At 42.0% G+C, this 23989-nt stretch carries 18 protein-coding genes and 3 pseudogenes; all 21 read right to left on the bottom strand.

All coding sequences use genetic code 11. The features are described 5' to 3' along the window. Positions 1 to 143 precede the first annotated feature (143 nt). The 21 genes and pseudogenes from ACQYAD_RS05175 to ACQYAD_RS05275 all read right to left on the bottom strand — a co-directional run bounded on the left by ACQYAD_RS05175 (position 144) and on the right by ACQYAD_RS05275 (position 23967). Positions 144 to 1010, bottom strand: a complete 867-nt coding sequence (locus ACQYAD_RS05175; protein WP_430236138.1) for a 2-oxoacid:ferredoxin oxidoreductase subunit beta — start codon at positions 1008 to 1010, stop codon at positions 144 to 146. Beyond that, positions 1011 to 2747: a 2-oxoacid:acceptor oxidoreductase subunit alpha gene (locus ACQYAD_RS05180; protein ID WP_430236139.1), complete on the bottom strand. Its 1737-nt coding sequence runs from the start codon at positions 2745 to 2747 to the stop codon at positions 1011 to 1013. Positions 2748 to 3265: 518 nt separating this feature from the next. After that, positions 3266 to 3526 carry a stage V sporulation protein SpoVS gene (gene spoVS / locus ACQYAD_RS05185; RefSeq protein ID WP_003181955.1) on the bottom strand — a complete coding sequence of 87 codons (261 nt, stop codon included), beginning with the start codon at positions 3524 to 3526 and terminating at the stop codon, positions 3266 to 3268. Positions 3527 to 3682: 156 nt separating this feature from the next. Next, entirely contained in the window at positions 3683 to 4480 is a 798-nt protein-coding gene (locus tag ACQYAD_RS05190) for a TIGR00282 family metallophosphoesterase (RefSeq protein WP_430236140.1), read from the bottom strand. Positions 4481 to 4585: 105 nt separating this feature from the next. Next, positions 4586 to 6145: a ribonuclease Y gene (rny, locus tag ACQYAD_RS05195; RefSeq protein ID WP_430236141.1), complete on the bottom strand. Its 1560-nt coding sequence runs from the start codon at positions 6143 to 6145 to the stop codon at positions 4586 to 4588. 407 nt (positions 6146 to 6552) lie between these two features. Then, positions 6553 to 6981 (bottom strand): annotated as a pseudogene (locus ACQYAD_RS05200) (recombinase RecA); the annotation flags it as partial. Positions 6982 to 7499: 518 nt separating this feature from the next. Beyond that, a pseudogene (locus ACQYAD_RS05205) lies at positions 7500 to 7883 on the bottom strand (recombinase RecA); the annotation flags it as partial. Between the two features lie 64 nt (positions 7884 to 7947). Continuing rightward, positions 7948 to 9825, bottom strand: a complete 1878-nt coding sequence (gene ltrA / locus ACQYAD_RS05210; protein ID WP_430236142.1) for a group II intron reverse transcriptase/maturase — start codon at positions 9823 to 9825, stop codon at positions 7948 to 7950. Positions 9826 to 10657: 832 nt separating this feature from the next. Beyond that, positions 10658 to 10948: pseudogene (locus tag ACQYAD_RS05215) on the bottom strand (recombinase RecA); the annotation flags it as partial. Positions 10949 to 11365: 417 nt separating this feature from the next. After that, positions 11366 to 12619 (bottom strand): competence/damage-inducible protein A, encoded by a 1254-nt coding sequence (locus tag ACQYAD_RS05220; protein ID WP_430236143.1) that lies wholly within the window; start codon positions 12617 to 12619, stop codon positions 11366 to 11368. Positions 12620 to 12633: 14 nt separating this feature from the next. Next, positions 12634 to 13212: a CDP-diacylglycerol--glycerol-3-phosphate 3-phosphatidyltransferase gene (gene pgsA, locus ACQYAD_RS05225; protein ID WP_430236144.1), complete on the bottom strand. Its 579-nt coding sequence runs from the start codon at positions 13210 to 13212 to the stop codon at positions 12634 to 12636. 120 nt (positions 13213 to 13332) lie between these two features. Beyond that, positions 13333 to 14229, bottom strand: coding sequence for a helix-turn-helix domain-containing protein (locus tag ACQYAD_RS05230; RefSeq protein WP_430236145.1), 897 nt, complete (start codon positions 14227 to 14229; stop codon positions 13333 to 13335). A gap of 21 nt (positions 14230 to 14250) precedes the next feature. After that, the gene (locus tag ACQYAD_RS05235; protein WP_430236146.1) at positions 14251 to 15042 is read right to left on the bottom strand and encodes a DUF3388 domain-containing protein; all 792 of its coding nucleotides are present in this window, start codon (positions 15040 to 15042) and stop codon (positions 14251 to 14253) included. Positions 15043 to 15248: 206 nt separating this feature from the next. Next, positions 15249 to 15527, bottom strand: coding sequence for a DUF3243 domain-containing protein (locus ACQYAD_RS05240; protein WP_430237194.1), 279 nt, complete (start codon positions 15525 to 15527; stop codon positions 15249 to 15251). 75 nt (positions 15528 to 15602) lie between these two features. Continuing rightward, positions 15603 to 16325, bottom strand: a complete 723-nt coding sequence (gene ymfI / locus ACQYAD_RS05245) for an elongation factor P 5-aminopentanone reductase (protein ID WP_430236147.1) — start codon at positions 16323 to 16325, stop codon at positions 15603 to 15605. 67 nt (positions 16326 to 16392) lie between these two features. Next, a complete protein-coding gene (gene yfmH / locus ACQYAD_RS05250) occupies positions 16393 to 17685 on the bottom strand; it encodes an EF-P 5-aminopentanol modification-associated protein YfmH (protein WP_430236149.1) in 1293 nt (430 codons plus the stop codon). Next, the gene (yfmF, locus tag ACQYAD_RS05255; RefSeq protein WP_430236150.1) at positions 17685 to 18968 is read right to left on the bottom strand and encodes an EF-P 5-aminopentanol modification-associated protein YfmF; all 1284 of its coding nucleotides are present in this window, start codon (positions 18966 to 18968) and stop codon (positions 17685 to 17687) included. Before yfmF ends, yfmH begins: the two co-directional genes overlap by 1 nt. 167 nt (positions 18969 to 19135) lie before the next feature. Then, on the bottom strand, positions 19136 to 20086 hold the full coding sequence (locus ACQYAD_RS05260) for an ABC transporter permease (RefSeq protein ID WP_430237196.1): 951 nt from the start codon (positions 20084 to 20086) through the stop codon (positions 19136 to 19138). A 9-nt stretch (positions 20087 to 20095) separates the two neighbouring features. Then, complete coding sequence (locus ACQYAD_RS05265) at positions 20096 to 21142, bottom strand: ABC transporter permease (RefSeq protein WP_430236152.1); 1047 nt, start codon at positions 21140 to 21142, stop codon at positions 20096 to 20098. Further along, positions 21135 to 22670, bottom strand: coding sequence for an ABC transporter ATP-binding protein (locus ACQYAD_RS05270; RefSeq protein ID WP_430236154.1), 1536 nt, complete (start codon positions 22668 to 22670; stop codon positions 21135 to 21137). The genes ACQYAD_RS05265 and ACQYAD_RS05270 overlap by 8 nt, the downstream gene beginning before the upstream one ends. Positions 22671 to 22872: 202 nt before the next feature. After that, complete coding sequence (locus ACQYAD_RS05275; protein ID WP_430236155.1) at positions 22873 to 23967, bottom strand: BMP family lipoprotein; 1095 nt, start codon at positions 23965 to 23967, stop codon at positions 22873 to 22875. Positions 23968 to 23989 lie beyond the last annotated feature (22 nt).

Here is a 23989-nt window from a genome sequence, read left to right on the forward strand (position 1 = left end):
GTATATCTGCACATTATTATAGTATAAAGGTTAAAAGAAATGAAAACAATAGAAATTCCAGGGGACAGTTACTATCGAGATGTTGAATACTTTTTCAGCAAAAGCCAAAAAAATCCTGCAGGAGCGTCTCCTGCAGGATTTTTTTACATAAACTCGGTAACTAATTTATCAAAATACCCTTTATCAAGGTTTAAATCAGCTTGGGTTAGAGGCTGCTTCGAATATCCTGGAACCAGTTCCTGATAAGATGGGCGTTCCGTGTTTTGGTAGATAAGACCGGTTACTAAGCCATTATGTTCCATTAACGTTTGCATTGCCATTTCTCGGCTGGAAGGATCATAGCCTTCGATGCTTGACAGCTTTGTCAGATTCTCTTTAAACCAGTCATATGTGTTTACTTTGTTGTACGTCACACAGGGGCTGAATACATTAATGAAAGAGAATCCGTCATGCTTGATACCAGCTTCAATGATCGAAGTTAATTCCTTCAAATCCGTTGAGAAACTTTGGGCAACAAAAGTTGCACCGACAGTTAATGCCGTTTCCATTGGTGAAATCGCCTGTTCAATTGATCCTTCTGGTGTTGATTTTGTTTTAAAACCAGCAGCTGAACGAGGTGAAGTCTGCCCTTTTGTTAAACCGTAAATTTGGTTATCCATTACGATGTAAGTAATATTGATATTGCGGCGGATTGCATGAATCGTATGCCCCATCCCAATTGCAAAGCCATCACCATCACCACCAGCTGCAATGACAGTCAGGTCGCGGTTTGCCATTTTCACACCTTGAGCAATCGGCAATGCACGGCCGTGAATTCCATGGACGCCATATGAGTTAATGTATCCAGAGATACGGCCTGAACAGCCAATCCCGGAAATAACCGCTAATTGTTCTGGTTGCAATCCAACATTTGCAGCTGCCCGTTGAATGGCCGCCTGTACAGAGAAGTCGCCACAGCCAGGACACCAGTTAGGTTTCACATCGTTTCGAAAGTCTTTAAAAGTGGCCATTTAGAACAACTCCTTACATTTTGTGTGTACTTCATGCGGAAGGAACGGGTTTCCATCATATTTAACAAGTTTGTGAATTTTCTCGGCATGACCAACATTCATTTTAAGGATATTTGCCAGTTGGCCAGTGGCATTATTTTCCACTACAATGACTTTTTTCGCTGATTGCACAAGTGGTAAAATCTCGTCAGTCGGGAACGGATGAATCAATCGAATATGAGCATGGTTTACTTTCAAACCATCTTGTTCAAGACGCCCCATTGCTTCTTCAATCGCCCCGCGTGTAGAAATAAATCCAACAATCAATAAATCTGCATCCTCATGCGGTGCATTTTTGTAAACCGGAGTGTTAAAACGAATGTTATCCATTTTACGGAAACGCTTATCCATTTGAGCCATCCGGTTTGCTGCTGACTCAGAAGGTTTTCCGGTTTCAGCATGCTCTACCCCTGTGACATGGTGAATTCCGTTTTTCACACCAGGAATAACCCTTGGCGATACTCCATCTTCCGTTACTTCATAACGCTTAAAGTAGCCGTTATTTTCATTTGGTGGAAGATCTTCGGTCAAAAGCTTTCCGCGTCTGATTTCGATTTGACTGAAGTCAAGCGGTTCAACCGTCTGCTTGCCTAAAGAAAGCTGCAAGTCTGATAACACGATTACCGGGCATTGATATTCTTCTGCCAAGTTAAATGCTTCTGCCGTATCATAGAATGCTTCTTGTACTGTACTTGGCGCCAATACGATTTTTGGAATCTCGCCATGTGTTCCATAGATCATTGCCATCAAATCTGATTGTTCTTGCTTCGTTGGTAATCCAGTTGATGGGCCTCCACGTTGTGTATCAACAATAACAAGCGGGGTTTCCGTCATGCCGGCCAGGCCAATCGCTTCCATTTTCAAAGATAACCCAGGACCCGCAGATGCAGTCAAGGCACGTACGCCACCATAATTAGCACCGATCGCCATTGTACATGCAGCAATCTCGTCTTCCGTTTGGATAACAGTTCCGCCTAGTGCAGGGAGTTTTTTAATTAAGTACTCCATAATTTCTGATGCTGGTGTAATTGGGTAAGCTGCCATGAATCGGCATCCGCCGGCGATTGCACCAAGAGCGATGGCGTCGTTCCCAATCATAAACATGCGCTTGACACCGTCAGCTTTTTCCAGATGCATAGTTGGTATTCTGTCGGCAAGCTTTGCTTTCATATGATTATAGCCTGCATTAATGGCTTCCATATTTTTCGCAACAACCTGTGCGCCTTTTTTGCCGAAAATTTCCTGAACTACTTCTTTAAATACTTGAATGTCCAGATCCAAAACAGCTGATGTAGCTCCAATTGCCACCATGTTTTTCATCAAGGATGTTCCCAACTCTGTAGCAATTTCCGTGAATGGAACCGCATACAAAGCAGCTTCCGTATCTTCTGGCTTCTTTGGATCGAACTTGGAATCGGCAAGAATAACGCCATCGCTCGTCAATTCATGGTAATTAACATCAATCGTTTCCTGATCGAACGCAACGAGAATATCAAGATCATCAGAAATTGAACGTACTTGCGTTGTGCTGACCCGAATTTTATTGTTTGTGTGGCCGCCTTTAATACGAGATGAAAAGTGGCGATAACCGTACAGGTAATAGCCAAGGCGATTCAATGCAATTGCAAAAATTTCTCCTGTACTTTCAATACCTTCCCCTTGCTGCCCGCCAACTTTCCATGAAAGTTGATTGATCATGACTTACACCCCTTTGGATATGTAAAAAGTTTGGAAAACAATTCATTTAAAGTATAGCACTTTTCCAACAAAATTCTACCATTTTGATCCATAACCATTTAATAGATTTCCAGAAGTAGATTATTGGATATGTACTAAACGCTTACAATTCTAGACCTCTAAACTGAAAATTGCAACCCTTTAAAGCAAAATATTGTCTAAAATATGAATATTTTTTTATTATTAATAAAACACTCTCTTTGAAGATTTTCCCAGCTGTTTATTTCTTCTAAAAAAACAGTAAATATGCGGATATTTTCCTTTTAGAAAGGGAAATTCAATTTTTAAAAATTTATATAAGTATTTCATTTATTATATTGCAGAATAGTATTTTAAGGGTATGAAGCAGTTTTTTTGCGGGTGAAACAGAGTGGAATTAGCCTGTCTCCATTCTGTATTAGACTTTTAATAGAAATCCTTGACCAGGTCAAAAAAAAGAACCCGCCCTAAGTGAAGGTGGCGAGTTCCTATTTGTTTTCTTATCGCGGCTCCACGATGAGTTTTATCGCTGTCCGTTCTTCTCCGTCAATCTGAATATCGGTAAATGCCGGGATGCAAATCAAATCGACTCCGCTAGGTGCGACAAATCCTCTTGCAATGGCTACTGCCTTAACGGCTTGGTTTAATGCACCCGCACCGATTGCCTGTATTTCGGCAGCCCCTCTTTCCCGCAGAACTCCGGCAAGCGCACCAGCTACAGAATTAGGATTAGATTTTGCTGAAACTTTTAATATTTCCATTCCTAGCTCCTCCTTGTAAAATCCCGATCCCGCATGAGCAGTATCATGAACCAATCAGGTGTATATGATTCCACTGCTACTATATTCAGCTGCTAAAAGACTTATTCCGGCTTGGACAAAAAAGTACCATAATTAAATGATCAATCACCCATTTTCTTAAGAATAAAACGGGTGGTCATCGTTAATGAAGATCCGCTCGATTTTTTTCGTCAGTCCCGTTTTGCGATCGAGTTCGAGAAACACAGCACTCAACTGCCCTCTCCCGCTCTTTGGAATATCAAAGCGAACCGGCATACTGGTTAAAAACCTTTTTAATACCGCCTCTTTTTCAACCCCCAAAATCCCATCATACGGCCCTGTCATTCCGACGTCTGTTAAATACCCTGTCCCCTCAGGCAAAATGCGGTTATCTGCTGTTTGAACATGGGTGTGTGTGCCGATCACTGCTGATACTCTGCCATCTACATACCAGCCCATAGCCTGTTTTTCACTCGTTACTTCTGCATGAAAATCGATAAAAATGAAGGGGGTTCTTTTTCTGGCAAGCTCAATTAACTCATCAGCCTTTTTAAAAGGACAATCAATTGGACTCATAAATGTCCGTCCTTGCAAGTTAATGATTGCTACCTCCAAGTCATTGATTTTTACAAAAGCAATGCCCTTTCCAGGTGTTCCTTCCGGGAAATTTGCCGGCCGAATCAAGTACTTTGCGTCATTTATAAATTCAAAGATCTCGCGATTATCCCAAGCATGATTTCCAAGCGTAACCACTTGAGCACCTGCATCCAAAAATTGCCGATAGATTTTTTCAGTTATCCCTTTTCCGCTCGCCGCATTTTCTCCGTTTATGACCGTTAAATGGGGCCGGTATTTTTCTTTTAATTTTGGTAAATACTGTGTCACCATCTCACGTCCAAGCGAGCCAACAACATCTCCAATAAACAATAAATTCATATAGAAATCCTTTCCAAATCGATACTTATTTGTCTGTATTGTACCATATTTTTTATACAACCTCTCAGGTTGAGAAAAAAATAAAGCGATGCAGATTGCACCGCTTTATTTTGCATATTCTACAGCTCGCGTTTCACGGATGACTGTTACTTTTATATGCCCCGGATAATCAAGTTCTTCTTCAATACGTTTGCGTATATCCCTGGCCAATCGATGTGCAGCAAGATCATCAATCGTCTCCGGTCGGACAATGATCCTTATTTCCCGGCCAGCTTGGATCGCAAATGACTTGTCGACACCCTCATAGGATTCTGAAATTTCCTCCAATTTTTCAAGGCGGCGAATATAGTTTTCCAATGTTTCACTGCGTGCTCCAGGTCTAGCGGCAGACAATGCGTCTGCAGCGGCTACGAGCACTGCAATAACCGACGTTGCTTCCGTGTCACCATGGTGAGAAGCAATGCTGTTAATGACAACAGGATGTTCTTTATATTTGGTGGCAAGTTCAACGCCTATCTCAACATGGCTTCCTTCGACTTCGTGGTCGATCGCTTTGCCAATATCATGAAGCAAACCGGCACGTCGTGCGAGCGTTTCATCTTCCCCAAGCTCGGCTGCAAGCAGACCCGATAGCTGTGCTACTTCAATCGAATGTTTTAATACATTTTGTCCGTAACTTGTGCGGAATTTTAAACGTCCTAGAATTTTGATGAGATCGGGATGAAGGCCATGAACACCTACTTCAAAAGTTGTCTGCTCTCCCACTTCGCGAATATACTCATCTACTTCACGGCGCGATTTCTCAACCATCTCTTCAATGCGCGCCGGATGAATGCGGCCATCCTGGACAAGTTTTTCCAAAGCCAAGCGGGCAGTTTCACGCCGGATTGGGTCGAAACCGGAAAGAATGACGGCTTCCGGTGTGTCATCAATAATCAAATCGATGCCAGTCAAGGTTTCAAGTGTCCGGATGTTCCGACCTTCACGGCCGATAATCCGACCCTTCATTTCATCGTTCGGAAGATTTACGACAGAAACGGTTGTTTCTGCGACGTGGTCAGCGGCGCATCGCTGGATTGCAAGCGATAAAATTTCTTTTGCTTTCTTGTCTGCTTCTTCTTTGATCCGAATTTCATTTTCCTTAATCATAACAGCAAGGTCGTAGGCAAGCTCTTTTTCGGTACGATCGAGTATAATTGCCTTTGCTTCCTCACGCGTTAGACTTGAAATTCGTTCAAGTTCAGCTTGTTGTGTCTGTACCAACTCGTCCACTTTGCTTTCCATCTCTTCAATATGCTGTTGTCTTTTGGTTAGAGAATCATCCTTCTTTTCTAAAAGAGCTTCACGCTTATTTAACGTTTCATCTTTTCGATCTAAATTCTCTTCTCTTTGCAGTAAACGGTTTTCTTGTTTTTGCAGTTCATTTCTTCGTTCACGAACCTCACGTTCCGCTTCGGTTCGAAGCTTGTGAATTTCATCCTTTGCCTCTAACAGAGCTTCTTTTTTCAGAGAATCGGCTTCACGCTTTGCATCCTCTAAAATTTGCTCTGCAGCACTCTTTGCTCCTGCTATTTTTGCTTCAGCAATGGACTTACGAATAAAATAGCCAACAACGGCACCGACGAATAGACCAAGCAAAATGGAGATGATCGTAATTGGTTCCATCCTTACACCTCCTCTTGCTATGAACTTTTGTTACGTTTTTTAAGTGTCGGCATGTACATTGCTTTACTCAACATACTGCATGCACCAAGGCTTTTTCAGCTAATCAGATCTTATGGGAATAAAATCTGAACGCATGAAGGCAGCGCCCTCTTTCTTTGCCAAGGCCCGCCAACGGCGAGTTTACTCTTGAATGTAATATTACCAAAAATGTAAAATATACATATTTATTTTATCGGTGTGTATATTTATTGTCAAGGGTTAGTCCTTGCTCCAATTTGAAATATCTAGGAAATGTCCAGCAAAGCCTATTTTCCAAGGTGTATTTTTGTATAAATATACAATTTGTTTTAATTTTATAAATTCAAAAAGGGCAAAGCCCCTTTCCCAAGTAGGCTTTGCCCCTTTTTTTATTCAAATAGTTCAGGCTGTTCCTCTTCTGCCTCAACAACCGTTTTTTCGCCGTCAAGTCCATAATGGTCGCGGATTTTTTGATGGATCTCTTGACGGATTTCCGGATTTTCCTTTAGGTAGATCTTTGCGTTCTCACGTCCTTGGCCAAGGCGCTCATCATTGTAAGAATACCATGAACCGCTCTTTTGAATAATATCAAGCTCGGCGCCAAGGTCAATAATCTCGCCTTCTTTGGAAATACCTTCACCGTACATAATGTCCACTTCAGCTGTGCGGAAAGGCGGAGCAACTTTGTTTTTGACAACTTTAATTTTCGTTTTGTTCCCCACCATGTCGTTGCCTTGCTTTAACGTTTCAGCGCGGCGGACTTCAAGTCTGATAGTCGAATAGAACTTAAGCGCACGCCCGCCTGGAGTGGTTTCTGGCTTAAACTATAGATTTACCATTTCTATAGCACGGACTATCTCTTCATCTCTAAATAGAGAGCCTTGCACTTCCGGCAGCAGCCTATCTCCTGCCGTACCCTACTTTGTTAGCTAAAAAGCTCATTTCGGTAGTCTCTACACCTTCCTTATCCTTCTAAAGGCTTGGCACGGTATTACCCATTTAAGGAGGGCTTCACCGTTAGCAGTGTTTCCACCACACCCCTAGGCAATCGGGTTCACAAGGTTATTTTACTTGCTATCACTAGCAAGGGAAACCCAGTGTAAACTCCTTAATCTTTTTCCTAACACCTTTTATATTATCAAGCTCTTTTTCATGGATAACCAAATACCTATAACCGTTTTCTGTCATATATATTTGCTTTCTCTCGTCTCGTGACTTTACTTTTTGTATCTTGTGAGGCCATTCTCCATGAACATCTATGCAGTGTTTCTTTTCTGAATAGAAATCCTCTTAAAAAGATAAAAGGTGAAGATTCAGATTAAGCAACTACGAGTTGATTTCCAAACATAACTCCCACTTTTTCCCTAATCTGGTTAATGAATACTGCGATTGTTTTTGATTTGTTAATTGCGCCTGAAAGCTTTCGAAGGGCTTGGGACATTAGGCGGGCTTGTAAGCCAACATGGGAATCTCCCATTTCCCCTTCAATTTCCGCTTTCGGTACAAGGGCAGCAACTGAGTCGATAACAATGATATCAACGGCACCGCTGCGCACAAGAGCCTCAGCAATTTCAAGCGCCTGCTCTCCAGTATCCGGCTGGGAAAGCAGCAACTCATCAATATTAACTCCCAATTTTTGGGCATAAGCTGGATCCAGGGTTAGCGATAGGTAACAGTCATCCTCAACATTACTTGTAGGAGCTGTTTTCCCCCGCTTCACACCGTACGTGCGAGTTTCCCCGCATACGGCGTTCCATCAAGATATATTCATTACAGTGATTGCTTTACTCCCTTAATGCCAACTCACGGTATTTTTGAAGTTTAAGAATTGAATTCTTCTTCAAGTGGAATGTTTCCTTGTCGGTTACTTCCTTTGCGTGTATTAGCTGATGGCATTTATTGCAGGTCGTGGTAAGGTTAGGGACTTTATTTACTTGGTCGAAGGGTAGTTTGCTGTCAATGTGGTGGGTTTGTGTGTCCCCAGACCCCGTTAGGGTGTCTCTACATATTGAGCATTTTCCCTTATCCCTATTAAATGCATAACATCTATTCATAAAGTATTCATAAGTGTAGAGTTTACGCTTATTACCTGCAAGGATTAATGCAAGGTGTTTGGAGTTCAAGAGTGCTTCTGTTCTCACTAAGAGCGGTCTGTTTTTAGACCTTTTGAAGTATAACTCTCTACCTTCCACCGTATATGGAGTTTCGTCTTGGTTTTTGTTTGGATATTTAACCCAAGTTGCAAAACCTAATGATATGATTCCTATCCATTGATTTTTGTATTTGACGGCAGGGACTTGTTCAGTCCTTTCGGGGTAGAATGTTTTAAGGTTTTGACATTGGTTTGCTGGAATCCATTCGCCACCAGATTTCTTTAAACTTTTGTATGCAGTGTATTTTAGGTTTTCTCTAAAATCTCTCATAGTCAAGTTTATGCCTGGGGAAGAATTGTAATAGTTGATAATGCCTCGAAACTTACTGTTTATTAGGTCTATATCGTTTATTAGCCATTCTTCGTCAGAACAGAACTTTAGTCTCCTTAAATCTTTACTGATTTCCTTGAATTTCTTTTCGAGTTTGTCTTTATCTGGATATGAATAACCAACAAATCCATTTCCTTTTCGAATCATTTTAATTCTAAAGCCAATGAATTTGATAGGTTTCTTTTTCATATCTGTGACAAAGGTTTTCTCGTCAGAGAGTTCAAGTTGCAGTTTATCATTTAAGAATTCTTTAATTCTGTATTTCCACTTTTCGGCGTTTTCTTTACTATTCGTGAAGAGAACCCAATCATCTGCATATCGAAGGAAGAATTCAGGTCTTGTAATGGAAGAGTAGTTCCGTAAGGAACTTAGTTTCGCAATCCTTGATTTGGTTCCATTTCTTAGTTCTTTGTCTTCCCATTCTCTTGAAACCCATTCGTCAAGTTTATGGAGGTAGACATTCGCTAAGAGTGGGGAAATTATTCCTCCTTGCGGAGTTCCTAATTCGTTCCTCTTTGTTTCATTCATAACACCTGCTTTGAGCATTTCTTTGATTATCATAAGGACTCGTCTATCATGGATGCCCATATGCCAGAGTTGCTTAATTAGGATGTTATGGTTTACGTTGTCAAAGAAACCTTTAATGTCTCCTTCAACTGCCCAGTTATATTTAATCTTAGTCCCAATGAAGATTGCCCGTTCTACTGCTTGTTTAGCGTCTCTCATAGGTCTAAAACCGTATGAGTGTTTGAAAAACTGTGCTTCAAGGATAGGTTCTATTGTCATTCTAATACATTCCTGTATTATCCTATCAATCAGAGTTGGTATCCCTAAAGGTCGTTTTTCTTTCTTTCCTGGCTTTGGAATATGAACCCTTCTTACTGCTTTGGGTTTATAATCTTTCATTGTTTTTTGGACTAATTCTATAACTTCGTCAAATTGTTTGGATAGTATATCTTGCATTATGACGTTATCCGTACCAGCCGTTTTACTACCCTTATTGGCTCTAATTTTATGAATTGCCGATATTATGACTGTCCTACTAACTGCCACTTCCAAAAGTCCTTTAAAACTCGGTAACTCGTCATTCTCAATAGATTTCAGAGTATTTTGGTAGAGTTTGTCAAGGATAAACCTTAATTCGGTTTCGTCTGCGGGAGTGTTTAGTTTTTGAGACAAATGTTTCACCCTATTCCTAAAAGATGTTTCTTATTAGCATTAAGGGCAATATGTCTTTAGTCAGTTAGGCTCACCAAAGGCTTTTACGCCTTTCTCACGGCTTCCATAAACTCGTTAATTTGTAATGAATTAGTTTATTTCCGATAAACTTATCTTGACTATGCCCCTTCGCTCCACAGGAATTACCCTGCTTCAACACTACTACGGGCTGAAGCCCCCCATTTTCAACAGGCATTTCCTACTGTTTAGTGACATCAGCTTGCACTCGCTTTAACATTCACTAATGGGGTTCTCTTGTTCCTCATTACCTATCCTTATCATAGTTTCCTTAGACCCCTACTCTGACCCGTCAGCCATTCTTTCGCCAAATGGTTGGTCGGCTAAGAACTCTTATCCTTAAAGCGGATAAGTTCAGAAAACAGCAAACACGAATACTGTATCCGAGACTGAACCTCACTTGGAGGTGGCAATCTTCTTGATTCGATTACCCACGCATTACGAGCCGTACTTCCGCAGGTTCATTCCAATGCTAAGGCATTCTTTAGTCATAGAAACTTTATGGACTCCCGACTACTTCTCTAACCACTTCACAAGTCTGATTTTCGCCGACCTCTCCGAGCTTCGCACCGTGATATAGTGCTATACCACCGCACGTCGGGGTATTAGAGCAAGAACCCAACCAAAGTTCTTGAAACGGAACCTCACCGTTCAATTCAGTAATGAAGTTAGGACATACACTACCAGTCTTTATGAAGGATTTGTCATCCTTCGTAGTCTCTGTCCCTCTAATCTTTCATACAGTATTTCTACCATACTTGGATTAGAAACAAGACACGCCATGCTCTGCGTCGATAAAGGCCGCTTGTCCGCCGGTTGCCTGTACTTCAGCAATTGCGTGAAGGGCTACGGTTGTTTTACCTGAACTTTCAGGACCATAGATTTCGATAATCCGACCGCGCGGGTATCCTCCTACTCCGAGAGCAGCATCAAGTGCTAATGATCCACTGGGAACGGTCGAAACCCTTGTTTCTGTCTGCTCACCCATCTTCATGATTGAGCCTTTTCCAAATTGCTTTTCTATCTGCTTTAGCGCCATTTCTAATGCTGCCTGGCGATCATTCATTCATTTGTTCCTCCTTAAAAAGTAGTAAAAAATCTTTTGCCAGGAATTCTAGCAATCCTAAAATCCTACTAATACTATAACTGCTTTTCCGCTTTTTGTCGAGCAAAAAGACGAACACTCATTCGAGTGTTTTGCGGGGAATTTTTAGCCGAAAACGAGTCAATCCGGTTGGAAAAGAGATTTTTTTAAGAGCTATTTCCAGCAAATAACTTGATTTCTCTCATTTTCTAACAATTTAAAAATTCCTTAGGCTTTAGCTAGAATTGGACGATGAAGAGTATATGATGGACGGACGCGAGGCTAGAAATGAAAACTCGCCGACTGGCGAGTCCTTTGGACAAAGACAGAGGCGTGGTTAAATTTATGCGTACAGAATTTATTCATATAAATTCTGATTAGCCAAAAAAATCACAGACCTTAAATACCGGCCTGTGATTTTTTTAAAAGAGTTAGTAAAGAATAACATCCATATTTGACGGAACGAATACGGTTGGCGTCACGTGTGCCGGCCAATGCTAATTTTTCTACCACCGCCGGTTTACCTCTGAACGAGATTCCAATATAAACTGTGCCGACAGGCTTTCCCTCGGCTTCAGTAGGGCCGGCTACACCGGTAAAGCTAATCCCGATATCAGCATTTAAGAGCGTTGCAACATTCTCCGCCAGTTCGCTCGCACACTGCTCGCTCACCGCACCAAAAGCCTCTAATGTTTCTTCTTTTACATTTAACAGCTTTCGCTTTGATTCGTTTGTGTAGCAGACGACCCCGCCTTTTAAAAACACGCTTGTTCCAGGAATTGATGTCATTTCCGCTTGAAACAATCCGCCTGTTAAACTTTCCGCCGCGGCAATGGTATAGTTCTGCTCTTTTAACATCCGAACCAATTCGCGGATCAGCGAGGTGTGATCATAGCCGTAAAGATATTGGCCCACACGGGAGCGAATCTCCTGTTCCGTTTCATCAAGCATCTGCTTGGCAAGATTTTCATCTTGATGCTTTGCCGTCAGTCTTAAGGTTACTTCACCGTCGGCCGCAAGCGGAGCAATAGTTGGATTGGTTTGCTTGTCAATCAAATCTTCAATCTCCGTTTCAAGTGCCGATTCGCCAATGCCAAAAAAGCGCAGCACCCTTGAAACGATTTTTTCATGCAAATTTAGCTCTTGAGAAAGTGCAGCCATTCCGTAGTGTAAAAACATCGGCTGCATTTCTTTTGGCGGGCCGGGAAGAAGCATGTACGTATGCTCCTTGACGGAAAGCATCATTCCAGGCGCCATCCCATGATCATTCGGCAAAACTTGGGAGTCTGCAAGGACAAGTGCCTGTTTGCGGTTATTTTCGGTCATCGGACGGTTGGTTTTTTTAAAATATGCTTCAATCGAACGCATTGCCTCTTCATCCATCACAAGCTCTTTGTGAAGATGGCGGGCAATTGTTTCTTTTGTCAAATCGTCTTTTGTCGGTCCAAGCCCGCCGGTAAAAAGAATGAGATCCGAGCGTTTTTCTGCCATTTCAATGGCGGATTGAAGGCGGCTGGAGTTATCTCCAACAACCGTATGATAAAATACATCCACTCCAAGGCTTGCCAAGTGCTGCGATAAAAACCGGGCATTTGTATTCACAATTTGCCCTAAAAGCAATTCTGAGCCAACAGCAATAATTTCAGCAGCCACAAACCCAACTCCCTTTATTTTGAATTTTTAAACACATGAGCATTTTTGGCGAAATAATCCCAGCCGGACCAAATAGTAAATAGTAATGCTACCCATAGCGCCACTGTAGCAAATGGAAATGCAACGGCCTGGAAAACAATATTATGCAAAAGCAGTGCGGAGATGGCGACTATTTGGGTCCATGTTTTGATTTTTCCAAGCATATTGGCGGCGACCACCTCCCCTTCACCTGCCAAAAGCAATCGTAAACCGGTGACAGCAAACTCGCGGCTAATGATGATAATGACAATCCATGAAGGTGCATAGCCCAGCTCAACTAAAACAATTAATGCAGCGGAAACAAGAAGTTTGTCCGCCAGCGGGTCTAAAAACTTTCCCATATTCGTAACTAAATTGTATTTTCGGGCGTAATGGCCGTCAATCCAATCCGTTGCCGAAGCGAAAATAAAAATAAGCGCTCCAACTAAGTGGGTTACCGGGAGATCGGTTCCGAGGAGATACACCTCTCCCCAATCGAATGGAACAAGCATAATGATTAAAAACAAGGGGATTAATAAAATTCTTGATACGGTTATTTTATTTGGTAAATTCATCGATCTTTCCTCCAACTAAAGAACTGCACAAATTAAGTTTTTCTATGTATGCGGGTTTAATTAAAATTCTTGCTCAAGTTCCTCAGAACACGCATGAGAAAAATAGCCATCCTTCGATGACTATTTCCCCTTTGGAACAAATCGAATCGTAATGTCTTGCCGTACTTCCTGATTGGGCGGTATAGCATAATCAATTTTTTGATCATTTACATAAACTTCAGCGTCAAGGGTTCTGCCGACCACAATGACAGCCTCGGGTTCACCCGTTAAATCCTGAACATTCGAAGCTCCGGAGTTTAACATTCCCCGAAAGACTGAATTCCCTTTGCCATTCTTAATTTCTACCCAAGATTGGCCTTTGGAGAGCACTTTTACAACAAATTTATCCGCATTTTTTAGTTCGTACGTTGTTTTAAAGCCGGCGCTTTGGACAACATTGATTTCTTGCTTTGGAGCTTCCGGTGTTACGGGAGTACTGGTTGTGCTGTTGTCCTTTTGTTTGGTTGCGTCTGTGCCGTTCTTTTTTGCCGTATTGCCAGCACTTGCGGATTTATTGAGATTTTCCGATTTAACAATTTTCGGTTCAGCTTGGTTGTTACTGGACTCTTTTGAGCTGCTCCCTGCACGCTGTTGCAGAATATAATAAAGCAACATTGCCACGCCAATTACCACAACTGCGATCACTACTTTAGGAAGTGCATTCAATAGTTTCGATTGGTTTTCTGAAATGGTTCTTCGTGTCTTTACCCTTGAGAGCTGTTCGGGCAAATCCTCGTGATTTGTTGCCGGAATTTCTCCTTTATACGTTTCAAAAATTTCGTCCGCATCAAGCTCTACGGCCTCGGCATATTGTTTAATAAACGCCCGGACGTAAAAGTTCCCCGGCATCGCAGAATAATCCCCTTCTTCAATCCCAACCAAGTACCGTTTCTGTATTTTTGTCATTAATTGCAAATCGTCTAAACTGATCCCTTTGGCTAATCGGGCTTCTTTTAGGCGGTTTCCCAATTCAGTCAACTTCTAACACCTTCCAACATTTCAAAAATCAAAATCGCCAAAATCCGATCCGGAGAACAAATGGTTATTTTCAACAAGGTCATAGGTAATTTCCTCTTCGGCATCATTGCGCAACTCAATAATATAGTCAAAATCATCAAGGGTATATTCCGTGTTTTTTACAAAAATATCCGGATGTTCGATCACTTTAATTGCCGGCAAACACATAATCTCCCTCATTAGCTGCTGATGACGTTCATTGCCTCTTTTCGTCGAAACAATGCCGTCAAAAATAAATAAATTGTTGGCATCGTACTCGTCTTCAATCAATTGATTGCGAATTGTTTGTTTTAAAAGAGTCGAAGAAACGAACAGCCAGCGTTTATTTGCACAAACGCTCGCAGCCACAATAGATTCGGTCTTGCCAACCCGCGGCATGCCGCGAATACCAATCAGTTTATGGCCATCTTTTTTAAACAATTCTGCCATAAAATCAACCAGAACGCCTAGGTCATCGCGGACAAAGCGAAACGTCTTTTTGTCGTCAGCATCCCGTTGGATGTAGCGTCCATGTCTGACGGCAAGCCGGTCGCGAAGTTTTGGCTCACGAAGCTTGATTAGTTTTATTGTATCCATTGTACGCAATATTGACTCGAGCCGGATGATTTGATCGTCGTCTTTTACAAGAATTAACAAACCACGCCTTCCTTCATCAACGCCATTAATCGTCACAATATTAATCGACAGCATTCCGAGCAGTGAAGAGATATCACCTAACAACCCAGGGCGGTTTTTCTGAATCTCATATTCTAAATACCATTCTTTTTTTTTCATAAAAAAGCCTCCGCCAGCACCGGTTTTAAAAACAAGAAACGACAAATTTCTTCCGTTTCATTATCTAACCCTTATAATAAATGATTTTGAGCAAAGATGAAAGGAAAAACAAGGAGAACTGGAACGTAACATAGAAAACTTTTACCCAAGAAGACAAAAAAAGGAAAGAACACTTCGAGTGAAGTTCTTTCCTCTTTTGGTTTATGTTAGTGATTTCCGTTATTTTGAATCAATTTAACCATCATATTCGCAATCGCATGCCGCTCATTTTCGTCTGCAACAGACCAAAGATCGGACAAAACTCTTTGTTGCTCATTTTTAGGGTCTACATTGTTTTGAAAGTAGCCGCCGATTTGAAATGCAAGATCACCAATTGCTTCTTTGTTCATTCCGGCGTTTTGAGCATGGTGCAAGCGATCAGCAAGGAAATCTTCCCATTGTTTCCAGTTTTCTATAACAGTCCTTTTAAAAAGTAGTACAAGGATATTTTGCGAAGAGCGGCTGAAAATATGCACTTCTTTTTTTGAAAATTTCACTTGCACTTCTTGCGACCCACGTTTTTAAATATACCAACCGCCGTTTACCGCAAGTACTTGGCCTGTGATGTAGGAGGATTCTTCTGAGACTAAAAAAAAGACACTGTCAGCGATTTCTTCCGGGAAGCCCAGCCTGCCGAGCGGAATTTCCTGGTGAAGCTGATTTATTTCTCCACTTGTGAATTGATCAAGCATCGCTGTGTTAACTGCTCCAGGCGCGATAGCATTCACGCGGATTCCGGACGATGCTACTTCTTTGCTTAATGCCTTTACAAAAGAGAGTTGTGCTCCCTTCGCTGCGGAATATGCTACCTCACATGCCGCTCCCGTTTGCCCCCATATGGAGGAAATAAGCACAATGCTTCCCGAGCGGCGGGACAGCAGTTTGGGGAGCAATTCCTTTATTAATAGCATAGGTCCGGATACATGAATGCGCATCAAACGTTCCAGCGTTTTCTGATCCAAATCCACGAACAAGCCGTAGTGACTGTTGCCGCTGCAATGGACAATTGCATGCAGCGAAAAAATTTGCGTAGCGATTGTTTTGTAGCCGTCTTCTTCAGCCAGATCGCCTTTTAGCGGAATAAACTCACCGCCAAACTCGCGAAGCTTCTCCATTACTGTTTTTATGGCTTCTTCATTTTGATTGTAATGCAAATATAGGTTGTAACCTTTTGCTGCCAGCTTTAATGCCGTCGCCTGTCCGATTCCGCCGCTGGCGCCAGTAATCAATACAAATTTTTTCACAATCGTTCCACTCTTTCCGGTTTCTCTTCACTCAGAACAAAAGCGCCAAACTAGGCGCTTTCTTCTGTTAAGCTTTTTTTGGTATAACTTGGCATACTGAAAAGCGCTCTTCTGCAATCACTTCGGCTGCCAATTTTTCAACATCTGTTAACGTCATTTTTTCAAGGGTTGGCACTACATCGAACAAGTTCATATCATTGAAAGCATAGCGAGTAAACTGGTTGGCAATGTATTCAGGTGAATTAATCGCCCGAAGGAATGCACCAATTTTCTTCTTTTTCGCCCGATCGAGCTGTTCATTACTAAACAGGCTGCCATTTTTGACGGATTTCAGCATTTTTTCCAGTGCTTCAGCCAAGCGATCCGGGTCGCTTGTATCGCCGCCTACCATCGCAAAGCCAAAGCCTTGCTCTAGTGTATAATCGAATGCGAAAGACTCGTCAATCAAGCCTTCATTATATAGCTGATTATAGTTTTCCGAACTTTTGCCAAACAATAAATCGAGCAGCACGTTCATCGTTAACTCATTTGACAGCATTTCCGCACCGCTTTGGTCAACGTGAAGCGCTTTAATACCAACAAGGCATTTGGCAGTCTGTACATTCATTTCAAGAACTTGCTTCTTTTCGGCAGCCTCTGATGGTTCTTCTTCAAATTGCCGTTTAATCTCCGGCATGTCCTTGTAATCCTTTTTCGACTGGTTTTCTCTAACTTGATTCATAATCGCTTCCGGGTCAACCGGCCCGACAACAAACAGCAGCATATTGCTGGGATGATAAAATGTGTTGTAGCACTCATAAAGCAAGTCTTTTGTAATATGCGAAATCGATTCGACCGTCCCGGCAATATCAATTTTCACAGGGTGGTTTTTGTATAAATTTTGGATAAGCCCGAAATAAAGGCGCCAATCGGGATTATCATCATACATCGTTATTTCTTGGCCAATAATTCCTTTTTCTTTTTCAACAGTTTTTTCAGAAAAATAAGGATCTTGGACAAAGTCAATCAACGTCTCCAAATTTTTCTCCACATTTGAAGTACTCGAGAATAAATAGGCTGTGCGCGTAAAGGACGTAAATGCATTGGCAGAAGCACCTTGACGGCTAAATTGTTGGAACACATCACCGTCTTCTTTTTCAAACAGCTTATGCTCGAGAAAATGCGCGATCCCATCCGGAACTTTTGTAAACTCCTCTTTTCCAAGTGGAACAAAGTGATTATCAACTGAACCATACTTTGTTGTAAACGTGGCATACGTTTTATTGAAGCCTTTTTTCGGCAATATATACACATTTAAACCATTTGCAAGTTTCTCATAAAATAATTCTTCTTGAAGCTGGTCAAACACAATTTTCTCCATTAGTTGCCCGCCTCCATTCCCGTTAAAAAGTAAATCGTATCCAATTCAATTTTAGTTGCGGCCGCCACAATTTCTTCTTTTGACACCTTTTGCATTTCGCTTAGCCATTGTTCAAGGTCAATGGTTGTTTTGGCGACAACGTTATGGTAGAGCACTTCAATCAATCCTCGAGTTGTATCGATCGTTTCAAGCATTTGATTTTGGATAACTGCTTTTGTTTGTTCAAGTTCTGTATCCGTAAAATCGCCTTTTTTCATTGCCTCCATTTGTTCATGGATAATCCCTACAGCCTTGTCATAGTTTTTTAAATCAATCCCTGACATGACCATTAAAAGCCCTTTGTGGCTTTCAAGCCGGCTTGCTGCATAATAGGCAAGACTTGCTTTTTCGCGAACATTGATAAACAATTTCGAATGAGAAAAGCCGCCGAATATGCCGTTAAAAACCTGCAATGCAAAATAATCAGGGTCGCCATAGCGGATATTTGTCCGGTAGCCCATATTTAGTTTCCCTTGTTTAACATCTTGTTGTTCTTTGATCTCCTGAACCGTTTCTTTTTTCGCTGCCCTGACATTTTCAATTTTTTTCGGGGTGCGTTTCTCAAACTGCAAAAGTCCTGATACAATTTGGTTTACATCCGCTTCCTTTACATCCCCAATTACAAACAGATCCAATTCATCTTCTTGGAATGCTTTTTGATAGTATTCGTATAAGCTTTCCGCCGTTATCACGTCGACATCGTCTTTTTCGCCGTTGACTTGTAGAGCATACGGTTCTCCTTTGCACATTTCCTCAATCAACCGCACGTTTGAATACCGCATTTTATCATCATACACAGACTGAATCCGCTGCTTTAATGTCCGCTTTTCTTTTTCAACCGTATCATTTTCAAACGCATTGCCGTTAGTATGTGGGCGCGTTAAAATTTCGGCTAAAAATTCAAACCCTTTTTTCAAAAGCGGACTAGGATCGCTTAAAAATTTTTCATTGGCGATTTCTAGTGAAAAACTCATCACATGGTACTCGCCTTTTTTGGCCAGATCTACATAAAAAGTGGCTCCGTAAAGTTCGTCCAAATACGATCGCAATTGGGTGGTCGATGGATATTTGGCCGAACTTGACTGCAGCACTTGCGGAAGGAGAGCGCGTTTCGTCACATCTTCTTTCATCAGCGGGGCTTTCATTTTCCAAACAATTGTTGTCGTTTTATACTGTTCAGTTTCTACTAAATGAAGCTTGAATCCTTGCATATCCGTTATTTTTTCCGTCAATGCAGTCGTCATTAAACCAGTCCTCCTTTACCTTTTAAAAGGCTTATCATAACTATATGTATGCACATGAACAGATTTATTTTTTCCAATTAAAATAAACTGTATTCTCACTATAAGCTGTTTGGTTCTCTTCCTACAAGTTAAAACCCTCAGCAAATGATTGCTGAGGGCAAAAAGAATTACCGGCTGCCTTTAATATAATGAACACCATCTGCTTTCGGTGCTTCTGCCCGGCCGATAAACCCGGTTAAAGCGAGAATCGTCAAAACATATGGAGCAATTAATAAGTACACACTTGGAATTGATTTTAAGAACGGCAAACTTGAGCCAATGATGCTTAGACTTTGAGCAAAACCAAAGAAGATAGCAGCCCCCATCGCTCCCAGCGGGTGCCACTTGCCAAAAATCATCGCTGCCAGCGCCATGAATCCCTGTCCGCTAATGGTTGCATGGCTAAAATTGGATGAAATCGACTCGGCATACACACCTCCTCCAATTCCACCAAGCGCCCCCGAAATCATGACGCCGAAGTAGCGCATTTTCGATACGTTGATACCCATTGTATCGGCAGCCATTGGATGTTCGCCAACCGAGCGAAGCCGCAAACCGAACGGCGTCTTGTAAATAATGTACCAAGCGATCACGGCAACAATAATGGCTACAAAGGATGTCCAATACGTATCTTGGAAAAATAATTTCCCGATAATTGGTATGTCTTTCAATACAGGAACATCAATTTTGCTAAAGCCATTTTGAATAATGTCCGTTTCTCCCTTGCCATAAATCAGTTTTACCAAAAATAGGGTTAGGCCGGATGCTAACAGGTTGATCGCCACACCGGATACCGTATGATCCGCACGAAAGGTGATCGATGCAACAGCATGTAGAATGGAGAACAAGCCTCCAGCAATCATCGCTGCAATTAACGAAATCCACGGGGTCCAGTTACCAAATGTACCGGCAAAAGTTAGGTTAAAGACAATCGCTGTAAAGGCACCGATCCACATCAATCCTTCCAGTCCAATGTTGACAACTCCGGAACGCTCGGAAAACACTCCGCCTAATGCAGTGAAGACAAGTGGTGCCGCCCATAATAAGGTTGATGGAATAATGATTGCTAAAATTTCCATGAAGCTCACTTACTTCACCCCCTTTTTATTCAATCGGTCAAGTGCCCAACGAATGATGTAGCTTGAAGCAACGAAAAACACAATAAGCGCAATGATAATATCAACGAGTTCATTCGGGACACCTGCTTCAAGCGGCATATTGAGCGCCCCCACTTTTAATACCCCAAAAAGAAGGGCAGCAAAGAAAACACCAAGCGCTGTATTGCCGCCAAGCAGCGCAACAGCAATGCCATCAAAGCCAACGCCGGTAAACCCGCCTTTAACAGCTACATAGCCAAACGTTCCAAGACCTTCCATTGCCCCGGCCAATCCGGCAAAAATACCGGAGATCACCATGGAAAGGATAATGTTCTTGTTGACGCTCATTCCCGCATAATGAGCGGCATGCTGGTTAAAACCAACCGCACGCAGTTCAAAACCACGGGTCGTTTTTTCAAGGAAAAACCACATAATCACTAAACAAATAAGAGCAAGCACAATGCCCCAGTGCAAACGAGAATAATCGGTAATACTTTCGAGCCATGGCGATCTGAGCGAAGCCGCATCCGGAATATTCGGGGTACGATCTTTATTGTTTGTGACGACTGAACGAATAAAATAGTTCGTTACATGCAATGCGATATAGTTCATCATAATGGTGACAATGACTTCATGAACCCGGAAGCGCGCTTTTAACAATCCCGGGATAAATGCCCATAGTGCGCCTGCGGCCATTGATGCTAAAATGGCTAGCGGCAGTAAAACTGCTTTTGGAAGATCAAAAGAAATACCGACCCATACTGAGGCAAACCAGCCGACAATAAACTGGCCTTCGACGCCAATGTTAAACAAACCGACACGAAACGCAAAGGCAACTGCCAGTCCCGATAAAATATAGGGGGTTACTTGCCTGATCACTTCCCCTACATAGTATGTACCGCCAAATGCGCCATTCCATAGCGCTGTAAAGGCAGCTACTGGATCATAGCCGCTTGCCACCATAATAATCGTCCCTACAAGTATCCCCAGTAATAAAGCGATAAGTGGCGTTAAAAGATTCCGCAAGCGTTTAGACATGTGTTCCTTCCCCCGCTTCTTTTCGATTCGATCCTGCCATTAACAGCCCCAATTCTTGTTCTGTTGTATCTTTCGGATCCACAATGGCGACAATTTTCCCTTCAAAAATAACGGCAATCCGATCGCTGACATTAAGGATTTCATCCAATTCAAATGAAACAAGCAATACCGCTTTTCCATGATCCCGCTGTTCGATCAATCGTTTATGGATAAATTCAATTGCTCCGACATCCAATCCCCGTGTCGGTTGGGCTGCGATCAGCAAGTCAGGGTCGCGGTCGATTTCGCGGCCGATAATCGCTTTTTGCTGGTTTCCTCCTGACAAAGCGCGAGCAAGGGTGTATTCGCTCGGTGTTCGCACATCAAATTCTTTAATTAACGTCCGGGCTTTATTATAGATTTCTTTGAAATTTAAAATGCCATTTTTTGAAAAAGGTTTCTGATAATACGTTTGCAGCACCATATTTTCTCCAATTGGATAATTTAGTACTAGTCCGTGTTTATGTCTGTCTTGCGGGATATGTCCAACACCTGTCTCCGTGATTTTCCTTGGAGTCGAATGGATTAATTCTTTGCCATTTAGTAAAATATTGCCGCTTTCAGACTTTCTCAGTCCGGTGATCGCCTCAATCAATTCGGTTTGTCCGTTTCCATCAATCCCGGCAATCCCAACGATTTCACCAGCACGAACGGATAAATTTAAACCATTTACGGCGGATACACCCCGCGCATCCTTTACAACAAGATGATTGATTTGAAGGACTTCTTGTTTTGGCTGCGCCGGTGCTTTTTCAGTTTTGAAAACTACTTCACGGCCAACCATCAAATGCGCCAATTCGTTGGCATTTGTCTCATTGACATGAACCGTACCGATTCCTTTCCCTTTCCGAATAACCGTGACCCGGTCGCAGACTTCCATAATTTCTTTTAATTTATGGGTAATCAACAGAATTGATTTTCCTTCTTTTATAAGCGTTTTCATTATCTGAATCAATTCCTTGATTTCCTGCGGGGTTAACACTGCTGTTGGCTCGTCAAAAATCAAGATTTCTGCACCGCGGTATAAGGTTTTTAAAATTTCCACACGCTGCTGCATTCCGACTGAAATGTCAGCGATTTTTGCCCTTGGATCAACAGCCAGGCCGTACCGTTCAGAAATTTCCCGCACTTCTTTTTCAGCTCTTTTCAAATCAAGCCGCCCGGCTTTTGTTGTCTCTTTTCCGAGAATAATATTTTCTGTAACCGTGAAGACGTCAACTAGCATAAAATGCTGGTGCACCATTCCAATTCCGAGATCGTTTGCCACATTCGGATTGGTAATGTTAACAGGTTTTCCCTTTACGCGAACTTCACCTGCTTCCGGCTGATACAAACCAAACAGCACGTTCATTAACGTAGATTTGCCTGCTCCATTTTCACCAAGTAATGCATGAATTTCTCCTTTTTTCAACTGAAGGGTAATATTATCGTTCGCAACAAAGCCATTAAATTCTTTCCGAATGTTAAGCATCTCGATTACATAATCCAATTGTCTCACTCCTTGCTTTAGGTAAGGAATTACTATAAACGATAAGTAGTAAGATGTCAGACCTTATTACTCAGCAAAAAACAGGGACTACTCCCCTATTAAAGTCTTAAGTGAAAGGTAGAATTGCTTTCTACGCTTCAATTAAGATTTTATGTATGTTAGCAGAAGCAGGCATAAAAGCCTGCTCCTGCTTATGTTCCATTTATTTTGCCGTAAAATCTTTTACTTCTTCCGGTTTCGTCGGAATCTTTAAAGATCCGGATTTTATTTTGTCCGTCCAGTTCGCCACTGCTTTTTCAATATCCGCTTTATTTGGAACAGCATCGTTAATTGGCGCAAGTCCTACCCCATCTTCAGACAGTCCGTACGTAATCGTTTTTCCGCCTGGGAAATTGCCGTTTTTCGCCTTTGTGGTCAAGTCTTTTACCGCAATGTCTACACGCTTCAATGCTGAAGTAAGGACAACATTTTGCTGTTTTCCGTTAACGGATACAACCCCTTCTTTCGATTGATCAGAGTCAACACCGATAGCCCAAATGACTTTTGAAGGATCTTTGCTTAAACGGTCGCGTGCTTCTTTAAACAAACCGTTTCCTGTTGCACCGGCAGCATGGAAAATCACATCTTCGTCTGAAGAATACATTTTCGAAGCAATTGCTTGTCCTTTTGCTGCATCCTGGAAGCTTGCTGCATATTGCACGTCAACTGTTGCATTTGGATTTGCTGTTTTAACTCCTGCTAAGAAGCCAGCTTCAAAACGGTCGATTACTTCACTCTTCATCCCGCCGATAAAGCCGATTTTATTTGTTTTTGTTGTCATACCGGCAACAACTCCCGCCAGAAAAGACGATTCATTTTCTTTAAACAGGATGCTGGCAACATTCGGTTTGTTGACGACACTATCGACAATCGCGAAATTGGATTTAGGCCGCTGTGAAGCAATTTTTTCAACATCTTTCTGCATCAAAAACCCAATCCCGTAAACAAGATCAAAACCTTGGCGGGACAGTGTATTCAAATTTGTTGCATAATCAGCATCGGACTTGGATTGAAGATAGTCATACCCATTTTTGCCTTTTTGCAGATTGTTTTCTTTTCCGTAATCTTGAAGACCTTTCCAGGCAGATTGGTTAAAAGATTTATCGTCAATCCCGCCAATATCCGTGACCATACCGACTGTAAATGCTTTTCCCTTACCGCTGTTCGCTGCATTGTTATTACTTTTTCCACAAGCTCCCAAAAGCGTCCCGGCAGCAAGCACAAGCGACAAGGCAATTCCAAGTTTGCGCTTTTTCAAAATAAAAGACCCCCTAAACTGT

The organism is Neobacillus sp. SM06, from assembly GCF_050496765.1.
Lineage (GTDB): Bacteria > Bacillota > Bacilli > Bacillales > Cytobacillaceae > JAEVLT01.

Excerpts from the sequence above, each read along its gene's own strand:
- ACQYAD_RS05175 (WP_430236138.1), bottom strand. The coding sequence starts at position 1,010 with ATGGCCACTTTTAAAGACTTTCGAAACGATGTGAAACCTAACTGGTGT.
- ACQYAD_RS05180 (WP_430236139.1), bottom strand. The coding sequence starts at position 2,747 with ATGATCAATCAACTTTCATGGAAAGTTGGCGGGCAGCAAGGGGAAGGT.
- spoVS (WP_003181955.1), bottom strand. The coding sequence starts at position 3,526 with ATGGAAATATTAAAAGTTTCAGCAAAATCTAATCCTAATTCTGTAGCT.
- ACQYAD_RS05190 (WP_430236140.1), bottom strand. The coding sequence starts at position 4,480 with ATGAATTTATTGTTTATTGGAGATGTTGTTGGCTCGCTTGGACGTGAG.
- rny (WP_430236141.1), bottom strand. The coding sequence starts at position 6,145 with ATGGAACCAATTACGATCATCTCCATTTTGCTTGGTCTATTCGTCGGT.
- pgsA (WP_430236144.1), bottom strand. The coding sequence starts at position 13,212 with ATGAATTTACCAAATAAAATAACCGTATCAAGAATTTTATTAATCCCC.
- ACQYAD_RS05235 (WP_430236146.1), bottom strand. The coding sequence starts at position 15,042 with ATGAAAAAAAAAGAATGGTATTTAGAATATGAGATTCAGAAAAACCGC.
- yfmH (WP_430236149.1), bottom strand. The coding sequence starts at position 17,685 with ATGGAGAAAATTGTGTTTGACCAGCTTCAAGAAGAATTATTTTATGAG.
- yfmF (WP_430236150.1), bottom strand. The coding sequence starts at position 18,968 with ATGACGACTGCATTGACGGAAAAAATAACGGATATGCAAGGATTCAAG.
- ACQYAD_RS05260 (WP_430237196.1), bottom strand. The coding sequence starts at position 20,086 with ATGGAAATTTTAGCAATCATTATTCCATCAACCTTATTATGGGCGGCA.
- ACQYAD_RS05265 (WP_430236152.1), bottom strand. The coding sequence starts at position 21,142 with ATGTCTAAACGCTTGCGGAATCTTTTAACGCCACTTATCGCTTTATTA.